The following is a 13,948-nucleotide window of genomic DNA, read 5'->3' as shown; positions in this document are numbered from 1 at the left end:
GGGAGCGAATTCCTGTGACGATAACGTCCGTGGAAGAACATCGGCGCGAGGCGCCGCGAAGCGTCTCGTGCGCAGTCATCACCGTGTCGGATACGCGTACCCCGGAGACGGACAAGAGCGGACGACTCATTATGGAGCTGCTGGAAGCGCACGGACACAAGGTTGCGCACTACGAGATCGTGAAGGACGAGTACGAATTGTTGTCGGAGATATTGGCTCAAGCCGCTGATAATCCGCACGCGGAAGTCGTCCTGCTGAACGGCGGTACCGGCATTGCCGCACGCGATACGACTTATGAAGCGGTACGCGATCGACTGTGCAAGGAAATGCCAGGTTTCGGCGAACTCTTCCGCTACCTGAGCTACGCGGAGGATATCGGGTCTGCAGCCATTCTGTCACGTGCAATTGCCGGAACAATCGGGAATGCGACAGCCGTCTTCTCGATGCCCGGGTCGACCGGGGCGGTCAAGCTTGCGATGACGCGGCTCATTCTTCCCGAACTCGGCCACGTAATGCGAGAGTTATACAAGGATATGGTGTAATCAGGTCGCAAGAAATGAAAACAGCCTGCGAAGAGAACCGGATTTGAACGGTTCGTTCGCAGGCTGTTTTGTTATCGTCGTGAATTAGTTCAGTCCGAATCTCTCGGCGATAAATGCGATGGCCTGACGGTTCTGATGCCATGTCAACGCATGACCCGTGAATGGGTACGGAACGATCGTCTTATCGGAGCCGACCCGATTGTAAGCCGCATAGATTGTCTCCGGCATCGTCGTCGGGTCTTTTAACCCAACGGTAACAAAAAGCGGAATGCGAATCCGGTGCGCCAAATTAACGTTGTCGAAATAGCTTAACGTCTCAAACACTTTGTCCATTCGATCCGGGAAACGCTCGATATATTTGGCCGCTTCAGACAATGAGCTGCTTGAATTCAGCACCCCGAAATCGATCTGGCACATGTTCGGGATGTGCGCGACCGCAATTGCCGGCTTGTCCGACAAAGCCGCCGCGATCATCGCAAGCCCGCCGCCTTGACTGGCTCCGGAGACGCACACGCGCGACGCGTCGACTTCCGGCTGCTCGCTCGCCCAATCCAACGCTTTAATCGCATCGATCGTAATCGCTTTGTAATAACACGTGTCCTTGTCAAGAATGCCCTGCGTAACCCAACCCGTCATCATGCCGTAATGCTGCGGCATCAAGTTGCCCGTATCGCCGCCCTGCCCTCTGACGTCAACAGCGAATACCGCTACCCCCATCAACAAATACGCTGCGTAATCTTCAGGGTTGCCGCTGCTTCCGGTATACCCGGGAAACGAAACAATGCAAGGCAGTTTCGTGTTATCGGATCTGAAGCGCGGCAGCAAATACCAGCCACGAATCGGTGTCTCGTCGAAACCCTCTAATTCGACCCGATAAGCTTTCATGTGCGCGTATGGCGTCGCCTCTGGCGTTCTTCGGCCGTTAAGCGGCTTCTCCGCGAACTTTTTCAACTCCGCATCCCAGTACGCATCCAAGTCCACGGGGGAAGTCACCGGCGGAAACAAGCTTTCCAGCTCTGCGATTCTTCTTGTAATGGCGTTACCAGACATCGGCCGTCGTCTCCCCAATTAACCTCGTAAAATCGCTTCGATTGCAGACAGTTCGTCTGCAGAGAATTCAAGCCGTTTCAGCATGTCGACATTGTCGTCAAGCTGACTTGTCTTGCTCGCGCCGACAAGAACGCTCGTGACGCGTTCGCCGCGCAGCGTCCAGGCGAGCGCCATCTGCGCCAGCGACTGGCCTCGCGATATCGCGAGCTCGTTCAACTTGCCCACTTTAGCGATTTTCTCCGGCGTAATGCTGCCTTCGTTCAGGAACACCGATGCACCCGCAGCACGCGAATCTTGCGGAATGCCGCCCAGATATTTGTTCGTTAGCAGTCCTTGTTCCAACGGAGAGAACACAATGGAGCCGACACCGCCTTCCTCGAGCACGTCTTGCAAGCCGTCTTCGATCCAACGGTCGAACATGCTGTAGCGCGGTTGGTGAATAAGAAGCGGCGTGCCGAGCTCCTTCAGAATGCGGATCGCTTCCTTCGCTTGCGGCGCACGGTAGTTCGAAATACCGACGTACAGCGCTTTGCCCGAACGGACGGCATAATCGAGCGCTGCCATCGTTTCTTCAAGCGGCGTGTCAGGATCCGGGCGATGATGGTAAAAAATATCCACGTAATCGAGGCCCATCCGTTTCAAGCTTTGATCGAGACTGGAGATCAAATATTTGCGCGAGCCCCACTCTCCGTAAGGCCCTTCCCACATGTAATAACCGGCTTTGGTGGAGATGACCAGTTCATCGCGGTACGGCTTCAAGTCGGTCGCCAGCAAGCGGCCGAACATTTCCTCCGCGGAGCCCGGGGGCGGGCCGTAGTTGTTCGCCAAGTCGAAGTGAGTAATGCCGAGATCGAATGCGTGCCGGACCAGCGCCCGCCCGTTCTCGAAAGCGTCGATGCCGCCGAAATTATGCCACAACCCTAAGGAAACGGCGGGAATTTTCAGACCGAATCTTCCGACCCGATTGTACTTCATCGTCTTGTAACGTTCGGAACTCGCTTGATAAACCATCCCACATACACCTCGCTATTCGGATATTAAGCCTGCCGCCAGCCCGTCCGGCTGCGGCAGCGCCAGTAATTGCGGCCCCGTTTCTTCTCCCGCGTACAGAATAACAAGCATGGAAGGCCGGAAACGATCGACGCGCCCCTCGTCCATCCATACGCCGTAGTCGAACGGAAGCCGGTCAAGCGTACCTTTCTTCTGTAGTTCCCGCTCGTCCATGCCAAGCTTCACCGCCGCATATTTCAAGCCGGACGTCCAATCTTTCTTCTCCAGACGGCCGTCTTCCCACCAGAGCTTGCGCGGCTTGTATTTGTGCTGCAAATAATAGTCGATTTTCAGCAAACCAAGCGCCACATCGTGATCGAGTTCAGGCCTCGCATCCGCAAGCAGGAACGCCCACAATCGCGAAAATAAATCTTCAAGCTGATGGCCGATTCGGCTCCAGCCGCGTTCCTCCCAATAATCGCCGAACGCCTGGAAAAAATCGAACGGAGACGGATACGCCTGTTTGATCAGGTACTCCATCGTTCGATCCATCCGATGCGCGTTCCAGAACTTCTCAAGCACATCCTCTACACGTTTAATGCGCACGATGTCCGAGAACGGCATCAGATCATTGCCAAGCATCTCGTAAGGCGCGCGTTCCGCATAGACATAGCCATACTTCGCGGCGTCGATGCGCAGACCGGTTCCCCGCAGCATTTTCAAGAAACCAAGTTGAAGTTCTTCGGGCCGGAGCGCGAACACATCGTTAAACGTCTTGCGAAAGGTATCGTAATCCTCATGCGGAAGACCGGCGATCAGATCGAGATGCTGATCGATCTTCCCGCTCTCCTTCACTTTGACAACGGTACGGGTCAACTTGGTAAAGTTCTGACGACGCTGCACGGCAAGATTCGTCGGATCATTCGTTGACTGAACGCCGATCTCGAAACGGAATATGCCCGGAGGCGCCTTCTCTGCCAGGAAGTCGAGCACTTCAGGACGCATTATATCGGCGGTGATCTCGAATTGGAACACGCAGCCGTTATGGTTGTCAATTAGAAATTGGAACACTTCCATCGCATAGTCGCGCTTGATGTTAAACGTCCGGTCGACGAACTTGATCAGTTTCGCCCCGTTATCGATCAAATACTTCAGCTCGCCTTTCACCCATTCGATATCGAAATAACGGACGCCTACTTCGATGCTAGACAGGCAGAACTGGCAACTGAACGGACAACCGCGACTCGTCTCGAAATACACGACGCGATTGCGCATCGGAATCAAATCCTCTTCGAATCGATACGGAGACGGAATCGTATTGAGGTCCAGCTTCGGACGCGATGGGGTGCTGACAGGCTGCCCCTCCTTGTCGCGATAGGCTACCCCGAACACGAAATGGTACTTCCGCTCTCCCGCGATCTGGCGCAGTAAGTCCCGGAAAGTCTCCTCGCCCTCGCCCATAATGATGAAGTCGACAGAAGACAGCCGATTCATCCAGTAGTCCGTGTCATAGCTGACTTCTGGACCTCCGAGCATGATTTTCACGTCCGGCAACACTTTCCGCAGCATGTCCGCAATCACGATCGTCTCTTCGATATTCCATATGTAGCAGGAAAAACCGATGACATCGGGTTTCTTCGAATATAGATCGGCGACAACGCCCATCGAAGGATCCTTGATCGTATACTCAGCGATTTCGATATCGGGAAACTCGCTTTGGGCATAAGCTTTCAAATATCTCAGCGCAAGCGAGGTATGAATATATTTAGCATTTAACGTTGCTAGAACAACTTTCATAACGTGTTCCTACTTTCCTTGTCAAGCCTCTCTTTATTGTAGCGGAAAACACGTCGGGAAGAAACCTGAGACTTCATCCGGCTTCCGCGAAAAAGAACGCCGGTCTGCAGAGACCGACGTTCTTGTTGATCCTTTGGTTGGTTGTGAGGCCGGGGGCAACGAGTTATTGGCTTTTGCCTGCTGGCAATTGCGCTCTCGCAGTCGCTTCCAGGCTGTCCCGGAATTTCTTGACTGCCGGAACGTCCTGTTGCGATCCGTCCTTGCCTTTGATGAACACGGCACCTTTCGTTCCTGCCAGCACATCGAGGAACTGCTTCGTCAGCTTGCCTGTGACCGTACCGCCATGATCCGCGACCGTCTGCTCGAATTGTTTCTTCGTATCCGGCAGCAGATGGAATGTCTCAAAATCGAAAATCGGCGTATTATCAAGACCAATCAAATACATTTGCAAATAATTAACGAAAGTCTGCTCGACGGATTTCCGCTCCAGACTGTCCGGGAAAGCAACGACATAACTTTCGGCGGCAAGCGTCCGAGAAGCAAGATCGTCAAGCGAGATGATCAGGCCTCCGTCGCTGGCGGAAGGGTTGTCCGATTCAGTAGCCATCACATTCAAATAAGCTTTCATCGCTTCGGTTGCACCATTGGCTTGATCAGCCAGGCTGCGGTAATCGACGACAGGAAAAATAAAGCCTTCGGAAGTTTCTAGCTTATATCCGCCCTTCAACGTATCATGGACGAGGCTGCTCAGCGTTGCGTTCTTCAACGCGTCCACCTTCGCCTCGTCGATCGGCCATTTCAACCCGATCAATTTTGCCTGTACGTCATTCTCTTCATATTTCTTTTCAAGCTCCGGCAGTTCCTTATCATAATACTTCACCATGGCGCGAATCATATCATCGGCCTGCTCGGAAGAGACATTCCCGATCTCTTCCTTCAGCTTTCCGTACAGCTTGCTCGCCTCAGGTCCTTGGGACGCAAGCTGTACAAAATCCTTCGCAATCAATTCACCTTTATCCTCGCTCGGAGATTCCGATGGCGATTCGGAAGGCGATTCCGCAGACGCCACGGGTGACGACGACGGTGAAGGTGTGTTCGACGATCCTTCTGATTTAGAGCCGCACCCTGACAGGATGAGTGTAACTGCTGCTAGGCCTATCATGATTTTGATTCGGATATTCATGTTAGCAACCTCCTACTATATGTACAATATTGAACGAACCGTTTTGCAAAAAAGTTACTGCCTCATGCGAAAATCATTGTTCCTGCCACTAAAGCATCGGAAGGAATACGAATAAAAAGACAATCAAGACAATGATGCCGCTGATTCGGCTCATTAGCAAGTAGGCGTCGCTCGGCTCGGAGTCGCCTTTGACCATCCACCCGTACCTTAAGTACCATCCAAAAGCAGGATAGATGATATTCAGAACAGCGATTAAAATGAATAATATCGCTATAATGATCACGAAGATCGACCCCTTTACGATTTCGTTACGATATAGATTAGACGGTTTAAGTGCTTGAATAGTTTCTTTCGGAATGATCGTCCCTTTTCCGCACTCCATGTATACGGTACAATGTAGCGATAATTAGAAAACGGAGAGGAAGAACCCCACCCCATGACCACAACCTACCGCCTAATCGCCATGGATTTAGACGATACGCTGCTGACCGACGAGCTGACGGTGACCGAAGCGACGCGAGAAGCGATGGCCGCTGCTGTCGCGCAAGGTGTGCATATTACAATCGCCACTGGCCGAATGTTCGACTCCGCCCAGCGGATCGCTCGTCAGGTCGGACTGAACGTGCCGATCATTACGTACCAAGGCTCGCTGATCAAAAACCTGCTCGACGAGGAAGTATTGTACGAGCGTTCCGTCCCTGTCGACGTCGCGCAGGAACTGTACGCCTATTGCCTCGAACATGATCTGCACTTACAAAGCTATATTAACGACAAGCTGTATGTTCCCGCAGACAACGACAAAACAAAAGGCTACGCCAAACAATCCAACATCCCCTATACGGTTGAGCCCAACTTCGAGCGTATCGTCGCGCAAGAACGCCAAACTAAGCTGCTGATCATCGACGAGCCTGAAAAGCTGGACGCCTTGTTACCCGTATTGAAAGAGAGATTCGGCGGACGCGTTCACCTGACGAAGTCGAAGCCGAACTACCTCGAGTTCATGCACCCCGAAGGCACGAAAGGCCACGCGCTACGTTTCCTCGCCGCATATTACGGCATTCCAATGGAACAGACAATTGCGATGGGCGACGCCATGAACGATCACGAGATGGTCGAAGCGGCCGGACTCGGCGTTGCGATGGCGAATGCCGTTCCGGCATTAAAGGCCGTTGCCGACTTCATCACTCTCAGCAACAACGAAGACGGCGTGAAGCATGTGCTCGACAAGTTTGTACTTCATCCATAAGGCATTCATTCTACGCAAAAAAGAACCTCTCCGAAAAATTCACCCGGAGAGGTTCTTCGTTCAATCATCTAATACAAATCAGACGCCCAGCTTTTTCTCCAAAGTAAGCGCCTTGAGCGTGCCTTCCGGTCGTACGATCAGCTCCTGGTCCACGATCTCGTAGCCCATGTTCTGGTACAACACAAGGTTGTTCTGAACCGACTGGCGCACTTTACAACGGCTGACGTTAAGCCCTTTAGCTATCGCATGTCGCTCGATCCATTGGACAAGCTTCCGTGCATGTCCTCTTCTGCGGCGATTCGGTACGACAGACAATCGGTAGAAATGAATCGTATCGCCTTCGATCTTGAAGCGCACCATGGCAGACGCCATATCGTCTTCGAACAGGATTGCGGCAGATTCCGTCCCGTCCTGCAGCCCTTGAGCAATGCCCTCTTCCGTCTCATCAAGCGCGCTGGATGGCGGAATGGCCGTACGGTACTCTTCGAATGCGATCATCATAAGCGAGTATATCGTATTGGCGTCTTCTGCAGTTGCCTCGCGAACGGTGACCTCGGGGTCTTTGCGTAGTTTCGGCTGGGCTTGGGGCTTGTCTAGCGAAAGTGCTGGCTTGTCTCCCTCGGATGCTTCATCCGCCGAATCCGCTCCACCTTCCGAGTCCGCATTTTCACCCGATTCGTCGCTTTCTTCCGCTTGTTCTTCCGACGCAGCCGTAATTCGCGTGTCACCGCGCATGTAATCCCTTGTCGATTTAAGCACATAAAGCAGCATGATCACAAGCGAAGCGATCTGCTGAATCGGGTTCACGAAGGCAACTAGAAAGTTCAGAAACGCAAACACAATCGATAGTAGATATTTGCGTTTGTTGATCGTCACAATAAAGTAAACCATCGAAAGCAGCGAGAGAAGAAAGAATGGCCCGTAGAAGCTCATGTGCTCGCTGATCTCGCTATACTTCAGGCTGACGAGCATCACAAGGAACAACGCAAGCTTAAAGTAAGACACGTACAACATGATGCGAATGCTGGTTGGTTTCGTCAAAAATAATCCTCCCTGTTCATCGACCGTCGATATTCGAATATTATACCAAAAAAGGCCGAGCGGTGACCAGTAAGGTTCACCTTTCGGCTTTTCATTTTATTGACCGGCCAGCACCTGATACCAGACGCCGCGTTTCGAATACAGCGTGTCGCGTACTTTATCCCAACCGCCGAGGTAATCGATTGTGAACAAGTCAATCGGCTGAGGGAACTGGTCGCGCAGTTCATCCGCAAGCTTTTCCTGAACCGGACGGAAGCCGTGCTTCGCGAATAACCTCTGCGCCTTCTCCGAGTACAAATACTCCACGAATGCGTTCGCCGCTTCACGGACGCCGTGCCGATCGGCATTGCGATCGACGACCGCCAACGGATTCTCAATCAGAATCGTGCTGGACGGCACGACAATGTCGTAGGCCACCCCTTGCGCGATCCGCGCCAGCAACTCGTTCTCGTACGTGACGATAACATCGCCAACGCCATATTCGAAAGCTGCCATCGATGCCCGCCCGCTCTTGTCCATCGACTCGATGTTCCGATGAACATCTTCGAGGAACTTCTTAGCCGCTGCCGGATCTTTTGCGCCCGTCTCCCGCTCGGATTTCTTCAAACCCGCGCCATAGATCGCGTTGATGTCCCACTGCGCTCCGCCTGATGTTTTCGGGTTCGGGTACAGCACCTTCACGCCGGGTTTCGTCAAATCTTCGAAATCCCGAATGCCGAGAGGGTTGCCGGCCCGCGTACCGAGTACAACGATCGATTGGGTGACCATCCCCATGTAGGCGTTGTTCGTCCAGCCTTTATCGACCAGCCCCGCCTTCACGAGTTTGCGCATATCTCCCTCAAGGGCGAGCATCGTTACATCAGCTTCGAAGCCTCCAATTATCGCCCGGGCTTGCGTGCCCGATGCTTCGTACGATTCCTGGAACGCAACCGTCTGGCCGGTCCGTTTCTTCCACTCGGCTTTGAACGCAGGCATAATTTCCTGCAGTGCATCTTTGGCTACGGAATAGGCTCCGATGACAAGCGTAACGTCGCCAGCCGGCGCCGCTGAAGCGCCTGCTGCGCTCTCATCCGGTCGTCCGTTGCCGCATCCGCTAACGATCAATAGAACGAATAATGCCGCTATCCATCCTAACCGGCCTCTGTTGCTCGCCAGACCGGCTATGCGCTTTCCCTTCATCGTTGCCCTCCCGCGGTGCCTTCGTAGGCTTCCGCCAATAGGTAGTTCAAAAAGTCCGATTTTGATCACGAAGCGAGTGCTTATTAAATATGAACCGGCATCGGGTCTTCTTTAAGTTTGTTTTCCATAACCCAGCTGTCTTTGTCGTTAAACAAGTACGCCCGGTGGATCAACACGCGAACTTCTTCGCCCGGGTGCAATATTTCTTTCTCGAGCGAACGGTAGGTGACGAGACGAGTCGCCCCGACCTCAACTTCCACAAGCCACTCGCTCCCGCGAAAATGAACGTGGCGAACGAGTCCGGCCGCCGTCGCCGACAATAGCTCGAAATCCGAAGATTTGCCGATTTCCACATACTCCGGGCGAATGAGAGCTTTCGTGCCCGGCCAGCCCGAAGCTTCATTGAATCCGCGCAGAGATGAGACGTCTTCAACAATCGTTGATTCGCCGATAAAACTGGCAACGAAAGGCGATTGCGGGTTTTTATAAATTTCCCAAGGCGTGCCCTTCTGTTCCAGACGGCCTTTGTTGATTATCATAATTTGGTCGGCGACTTCGATCGCTTCGTCTTGGTCGTGCGTGACGAATATCGAAGTGATGCCCAGCCGGTCGATCATATCGCGCAGCCAGGAGCGCAGCTCATGGCGGATCTTCGCATCGATGGCAGCGAACGGCTCGTCAAGCAGCAACAGCTGCGGTTCCGGTGCCAACGCCCGAGCGAAAGCGACGCGCTGACGCTGACCGCCGGACAATTGATGCGGATAACGTTTCTCGAATCCGGACAGCCCGGTCAGCTCGACGAGTTCGGCGACGCGCGCTTTGATTTTCTCCTTCGTCCACTTCTTCACTTCGAGTCCGAAAGCGATGTTGCCCTCGACCGTCATATGCTTAAAAAGCGCGTAGTTCTGGAATACGAACCCGATTCCGCGCTCTTGCGGCGGCAGATCGTTAACACGCTTTCCGTGAAACAAAATTTCTCCCGTGTCGACGGATTCAAGGCCGGCGAGCATGCGAAGAATCGAAGTTTTCCCGCCGCCGCTCGGACCGAGCAGTCCGATTAACTGGCCTTTTTCGATCCCGAAGCTGACATCCTTAACCGCCTGGAATTCGCCGAACTTCTTGTTTAAGCCGCTCACTTCGATATGCATCTTAATGCACTTCCCTTCTCGATTTGGCCCATTCCATAAATAAGAGCAGCGTGACCGAGCCGGCCGCGAGCACTAGCGCAATCGCGTTGGCGGAAGTCAGGCTAAAGTTCTCGACATCCTGATAGACGAGCGTTGTTGCCGTTTGCGTTTTGAACAAAATATTGCCGGAGACGACAAGCACGGCACCGAACTCTCCGAGCGCCCTCGCGACCGTCAGCACGACGCCATACACGACGCACCACCGGATCGACGGCCAAGTCACTCGCCAGAATGTCGTCCACGCGCTTGCGCCAAGCGTCGAAGCCGCTTCTTCCTGAGCGCTTCCGATCTCCTGTAGCACTGGCATCACTTCCCGAACGATAAGCGGGAATGTCACGAACAACGTCGCGATGATCATTCCGGGTAAAGCGTATACGATGTCGATACCTGCCTTGTTAAACAGTGCGCCAAGCGCCGTTTCCGGTCCAAGAAGCAACACGATCATAAGACCGCCGATCACCGGCGATACGGCGAAAGGCAAATCGACGATACTGTTGAGCAACTGCTTCAGCCTACGGCCGAGCCACGTTGCCCGCACCAAATATAAAGAAAGCATGACGCCGAACACGGCGTTCACTACAGTAACGATAACGACGATCAACGCCGTCATATAGAGCGCGTGCACCGTCTCCGGCCGGGCAAGCCCGGATGCGAAACCGTCCCAGCCTTCATTAAACGCCCCCTCGACGATCCGGATGAGAGGTGCGACGAGCAGCAAACCAAACACGGCAACCGTTAAACCGATCCATAACCTTCTCATCCGTTTTTCCTCCTCATCTGAACGTAATTGACCGTCCATAAGATGATGAAAGAAAACGTCAAAAGAAGCACGCTGACGGCAGTAGCGCCGACGGCATTATCGCTTTCGATCTCTCCGAAAATATACACGGAAGCGATCAGCGTCCGCCCGGGGATGTTCCCCGCGACGAGCACGACTGCGCCGAACTCGGCAAGCGCCCGCGAGAAAGCGAGCATCGCGCCGCTCAAAATCCCCGGGAGCATGTTCGGAAACACAACGCGCCAGAATGTCTTCGCCTTCGTGGCACCTAGCATGTACGCCGCTTCTTCTTCTGCGGCGTCCATCTCTTCGAGAAGCGGCTGCACCGCACGGATGACGAATGGAAAAGTGACGAAGACCATGGCGATCACGATCGCGGGTTGGTGGAACAAAATCGTAAAACCGAGTTTCTCCGCCAATTCGCCCACGAAGCTATGAGGTCCGAGCAGCAGCAAAATCATCAATCCGGCTACCGCTGTCGGCAATGCGAACGGCAAATCGACGAGACTGTTGAGCAGGCGTCTGCCGGGAAAGCGATAACGAATCAATACCCAGGCGGACATTGTTCCGAGGAACACATTCACGATCGTAGCGATCAATGCCATTTGAACCGTAAGCAATACGGCTTTCCACGCCAGCGGCTCGGACAGATTGTCTGCGAAACTTGCCCAGCCTTTCGATAACGACTGACCGTAAATACCTAGAATCGGAAAAACAATCAGAACGACGAAATAAAGCATAACGGCGCTGCGAAATCCCCAGCCCCACCATCGACCTTGCAGCATGGAACTCACGTTGTCGTGTACCTCCCGAAGCTCAAGAGCAACATATAAAATAATTCCTATTAATTTAGTTGGTATTCATACTTTACCAGAAATCGGCTTTGTCCGTCAACGAAAAAGCGGGCAGGCAAACGCCTTTTTATTAAATTTTCTAATATAGGCTATTCATTAGGCTTATGAGTGGGAACTGTGACAATGGGTAAATGTCACGGGGCGGACCAACGCCTATTTACAGGCGAAAGGACCCCATCCCACTGCTTTGTGGAGGCTGAGGTCCTTTTTTTACCCTTTAATGGCCCCGATCATCATTCCCTTAACAAAGTACCGTTGCAGAAATGGATAAACCATAATGATCGGCAAGCTGGAAACAATAATGATGCCATACTTCATCAAGTCAGCAATCTGCTGCTTTTCGGCCGCTGCATAAACGTCATCCAGCCCCATGATTTCGCCTGCAGTTTGATTTTGAATCAAAATCTGGCGCAATACCAATTGCAGTGGATAAGCCGATTGTTTGCCCAAATAAATCAGGGCATTAAAATACGAGTTCCAATGATCTACACCATAAAAGATCGCTAGCACGGCAATAATCGGCATCGATAGCGGCACGACGATCCGGAGCAAATATTTAATATCGCTGCATCCGTCAATCATCGCAGACTCCCTGAGTTCGTCTGGAATGCTCGTTTCGAAGAACGTGCGCGTAATGATAATTTGAAACATGCCTACTGCATTGGGAATAACTAACGCCCATATCGTGTCGAGCATTCCCAAGTTTTTCACAAGCAAATATGTCGGAATAAGCCCGCCGCCAAAAAACATCGTAAACACGAAAATAAGGGACACGATTCTTCGCGGCATAAACTGCTTACGAGATAGCGCATATGCCGCAGTGATCGTCATAAATAAATTAATTGTAACCCCTACAGTCGTATACAAAATGGTATTGCCATAGCCGCGCCATATCGTCGGATTGGCAAATATCCTCTCGTAACCTTGAAGCGAAACAGCTTTCGGCAATAACCATACGGCGCCCTTGTTAACCGCTTCCGGGCTGCTGAATGATGCGCTGAAGATGATGACTAACGGATACAACACAATAATGGCAATGCCGATAAGACCTGCATAATTGAACACATCGAACCATTTATCGTGGAGCGATTGTCGTTTGAACATGATGGCAACCCTCCATCCATTTTCCTACCATAAGCTAGACCCGTTCGTGCGCTTGGAGACCGTATTCACAGAGACCAGCAGGATAAAATTAATTACCGCATTAAATAAGCCGATAGCCGAGCCATAGCTGTAATTGTTTTGAAGCAAACCTATTTTATAGACATAAGTCGAAATGACCTCGGAGGATCCTAAATTAATCGGATTTTGCATGAGAAATACTTTCTCGAATCCAACGGACATGACGCTTCCGACATTCAAGATAAGCAGAATGGCTGCCGTGGGCAGTATGGCGGGCAAGTCGATATGAATGATTTTTTTCAGTTTCGAGGCGCCGTCCATGTAAGCTGCTTCGTATAGATGCGGATCGACGGAAGACAATGCAGCCAAATAAATAATCGAACCCCAACCCATTCCTTGCCATACGCCCGAGAAAACATATATCGTCTTAAATAGCCCTTCGCTTCCCATGAAATAGACCGGATTTCCGCCTAGCGCGACGATGATCTGATTAACAACCCCTGTCGATGGAGAAAGAAGGATCATCATCATACCAACCATAACCACTGTTGAAATAAAGTGCGGCGCATAGGTCAAAGTTTGGACGAAAGCTTTAAATTTCTTATGACGCACCTCGTTAAGCATCAAAGCTAGCAAAATCGGGATCGGAAACGAGACGATCAACCCGTACAGACTGATCCCCAGCGTGTTCTTGATCACGTCCCAAAATTGATAAGAGTGGAAAAATTGGATGACATGTTCAAGCCCTACCCACTTGCTTCCCCAAATCCCTAGCGTGGGTACGAAATCCTTAAACGCAATTTGTACGCCATACATAGGGATGTATTGGAAGATAATATAATAGATGAGCGCAGGCGCTATCAGAATATAGAGTTGGTAGTGCTCTCGCATGTTGAGCCATAATTTGTGCATCCACAACAATGGTGGAGCGGTAAGTTCCGTCTTGGCTGCTTTCAACTGAATCCCCTCCTTCTCGGCC

14 protein-coding genes are annotated in these 13,948 nt (G+C 52.1%); 2 read left to right on the top strand and 12 right to left on the bottom strand.

Features of this window, described 5'->3' with window-relative positions; genetic code table 11:
* Positions 1-14 precede the first annotated feature (14 nt).
* Positions 15-542 (top strand): MogA/MoaB family molybdenum cofactor biosynthesis protein, encoded by a 528-nt coding sequence (locus ACFPOF_RS02435; RefSeq protein ID WP_378129267.1) that lies wholly within the window; start codon positions 15-17, stop codon positions 540-542.
* A gap of 84 nt (positions 543-626) precedes the next feature.
* Here ACFPOF_RS02435 and ACFPOF_RS02430 read toward each other — a convergent pair whose 3' ends face one another.
* The 5 genes from ACFPOF_RS02430 to ACFPOF_RS02410 all read right to left on the bottom strand — a co-directional run bounded on the left by ACFPOF_RS02430 (position 627) and on the right by ACFPOF_RS02410 (position 5,845).
* Entirely contained in the window at positions 627-1,592 is a 966-nt protein-coding gene (locus ACFPOF_RS02430) for an acetylxylan esterase (protein ID WP_378129265.1), read from the bottom strand.
* Between the two features lie 18 nt (positions 1,593-1,610).
* Entirely contained in the window at positions 1,611-2,603 is a 993-nt protein-coding gene (gene mgrA, locus ACFPOF_RS02425) for an L-glyceraldehyde 3-phosphate reductase (RefSeq protein WP_378129263.1), read from the bottom strand.
* A gap of 15 nt (positions 2,604-2,618) precedes the next feature.
* Entirely contained in the window at positions 2,619-4,379 is a 1,761-nt protein-coding gene (locus tag ACFPOF_RS02420; RefSeq protein ID WP_378129262.1) for a B12-binding domain-containing radical SAM protein, read from the bottom strand.
* Between the two features lie 163 nt (positions 4,380-4,542).
* Complete coding sequence (locus ACFPOF_RS02415; RefSeq protein ID WP_378129260.1) at positions 4,543-5,562, bottom strand: hypothetical protein; 1,020 nt, start codon at positions 5,560-5,562, stop codon at positions 4,543-4,545.
* Positions 5,563-5,650: 88 nt separating this feature from the next.
* Positions 5,651-5,845: a DUF6199 family natural product biosynthesis protein gene (locus tag ACFPOF_RS02410; RefSeq protein WP_378129258.1), complete on the bottom strand. Its 195-nt coding sequence runs from the start codon at positions 5,843-5,845 to the stop codon at positions 5,651-5,653.
* A 153-nt stretch (positions 5,846-5,998) separates the two neighbouring features.
* Between ACFPOF_RS02410 and ACFPOF_RS02405 the strand changes: the two genes are divergently transcribed.
* Positions 5,999-6,808, top strand: coding sequence for a Cof-type HAD-IIB family hydrolase (locus tag ACFPOF_RS02405; RefSeq protein WP_378129256.1), 810 nt, complete (start codon positions 5,999-6,001; stop codon positions 6,806-6,808).
* A 78-nt stretch (positions 6,809-6,886) separates the two neighbouring features.
* On the opposite strand, the gene ACFPOF_RS02400 is transcribed toward ACFPOF_RS02405, so the two are convergent.
* From ACFPOF_RS02400 to ACFPOF_RS02370, 7 genes are all read right to left on the bottom strand, one after another.
* Positions 6,887-7,849: a GNAT family N-acetyltransferase gene (locus ACFPOF_RS02400; RefSeq protein ID WP_378129254.1), complete on the bottom strand. Its 963-nt coding sequence runs from the start codon at positions 7,847-7,849 to the stop codon at positions 6,887-6,889.
* 96 nt (positions 7,850-7,945) lie between these two features.
* Positions 7,946-9,028, bottom strand: a complete 1,083-nt coding sequence (locus ACFPOF_RS02395) for a sulfate ABC transporter substrate-binding protein (RefSeq protein ID WP_378129252.1) — start codon at positions 9,026-9,028, stop codon at positions 7,946-7,948.
* Positions 9,029-9,111: 83 nt separating this feature from the next.
* Positions 9,112-10,176 carry a sulfate/molybdate ABC transporter ATP-binding protein gene (locus ACFPOF_RS02390; protein WP_378129250.1) on the bottom strand — a complete coding sequence of 355 codons (1,065 nt, stop codon included), beginning with the start codon at positions 10,174-10,176 and terminating at the stop codon, positions 9,112-9,114.
* 1 nt (position 10,177) lies between these two features.
* Complete coding sequence (locus ACFPOF_RS02385) at positions 10,178-10,975, bottom strand: sulfate ABC transporter permease subunit (RefSeq protein ID WP_378129248.1); 798 nt, start codon at positions 10,973-10,975, stop codon at positions 10,178-10,180.
* Positions 10,972-11,778, bottom strand: coding sequence for a sulfate ABC transporter permease subunit CysT (cysT, locus tag ACFPOF_RS02380; RefSeq protein WP_378129318.1), 807 nt, complete (start codon positions 11,776-11,778; stop codon positions 10,972-10,974). Before cysT ends, ACFPOF_RS02385 begins: the two co-directional genes overlap by 4 nt.
* Before the next feature lie 279 nt (positions 11,779-12,057).
* Complete coding sequence (locus ACFPOF_RS02375; protein WP_378129246.1) at positions 12,058-12,951, bottom strand: carbohydrate ABC transporter permease; 894 nt, start codon at positions 12,949-12,951, stop codon at positions 12,058-12,060.
* A gap of 24 nt (positions 12,952-12,975) precedes the next feature.
* Positions 12,976-13,881, bottom strand: a complete 906-nt coding sequence (locus ACFPOF_RS02370; RefSeq protein ID WP_378129317.1) for an ABC transporter permease — start codon at positions 13,879-13,881, stop codon at positions 12,976-12,978.
* Positions 13,882-13,948 lie beyond the last annotated feature (67 nt).

The sequence above is a fragment of the Cohnella soli genome (assembly GCF_042655525.1).
GTDB lineage: Bacteria > Bacillota > Bacilli > Paenibacillales > Paenibacillaceae > Cohnella > Cohnella soli.
Note: the sequence above shows the minus strand (reverse complement) of the source record. Positions and strands in the feature narration are given on the sequence as shown.

Excerpts from the sequence above, each read along its gene's own strand:
- ACFPOF_RS02395 (WP_378129252.1), bottom strand. The coding sequence starts at position 9,028 with ATGAAGGGAAAGCGCATAGCCGGTCTGGCGAGCAACAGAGGCCGGTTA.
- ACFPOF_RS02405 (WP_378129256.1), top strand. The coding sequence starts at position 5,999 with ATGACCACAACCTACCGCCTAATCGCCATGGATTTAGACGATACGCTG.
- ACFPOF_RS02390 (WP_378129250.1), bottom strand. The coding sequence starts at position 10,176 with ATGCATATCGAAGTGAGCGGCTTAAACAAGAAGTTCGGCGAATTCCAG.
- ACFPOF_RS02430 (WP_378129265.1), bottom strand. The coding sequence starts at position 1,592 with ATGTCTGGTAACGCCATTACAAGAAGAATCGCAGAGCTGGAAAGCTTG.
- ACFPOF_RS02385 (WP_378129248.1), bottom strand. The coding sequence starts at position 10,975 with ATGAGAAGGTTATGGATCGGTTTAACGGTTGCCGTGTTTGGTTTGCTG.
- mgrA (WP_378129263.1), bottom strand. The coding sequence starts at position 2,603 with ATGGTTTATCAAGCGAGTTCCGAACGTTACAAGACGATGAAGTACAAT.
- cysT (WP_378129318.1), bottom strand. The coding sequence starts at position 11,778 with ATGCTGCAAGGTCGATGGTGGGGCTGGGGATTTCGCAGCGCCGTTATG.
- ACFPOF_RS02370 (WP_378129317.1), bottom strand. The coding sequence starts at position 13,881 with ATGCACAAATTATGGCTCAACATGCGAGAGCACTACCAACTCTATATT.
- ACFPOF_RS02420 (WP_378129262.1), bottom strand. The coding sequence starts at position 4,379 with ATGAAAGTTGTTCTAGCAACGTTAAATGCTAAATATATTCATACCTCG.
- ACFPOF_RS02415 (WP_378129260.1), bottom strand. The coding sequence starts at position 5,562 with ATGAATATCCGAATCAAAATCATGATAGGCCTAGCAGCAGTTACACTC.
- ACFPOF_RS02375 (WP_378129246.1), bottom strand. The coding sequence starts at position 12,951 with ATGTTCAAACGACAATCGCTCCACGATAAATGGTTCGATGTGTTCAAT.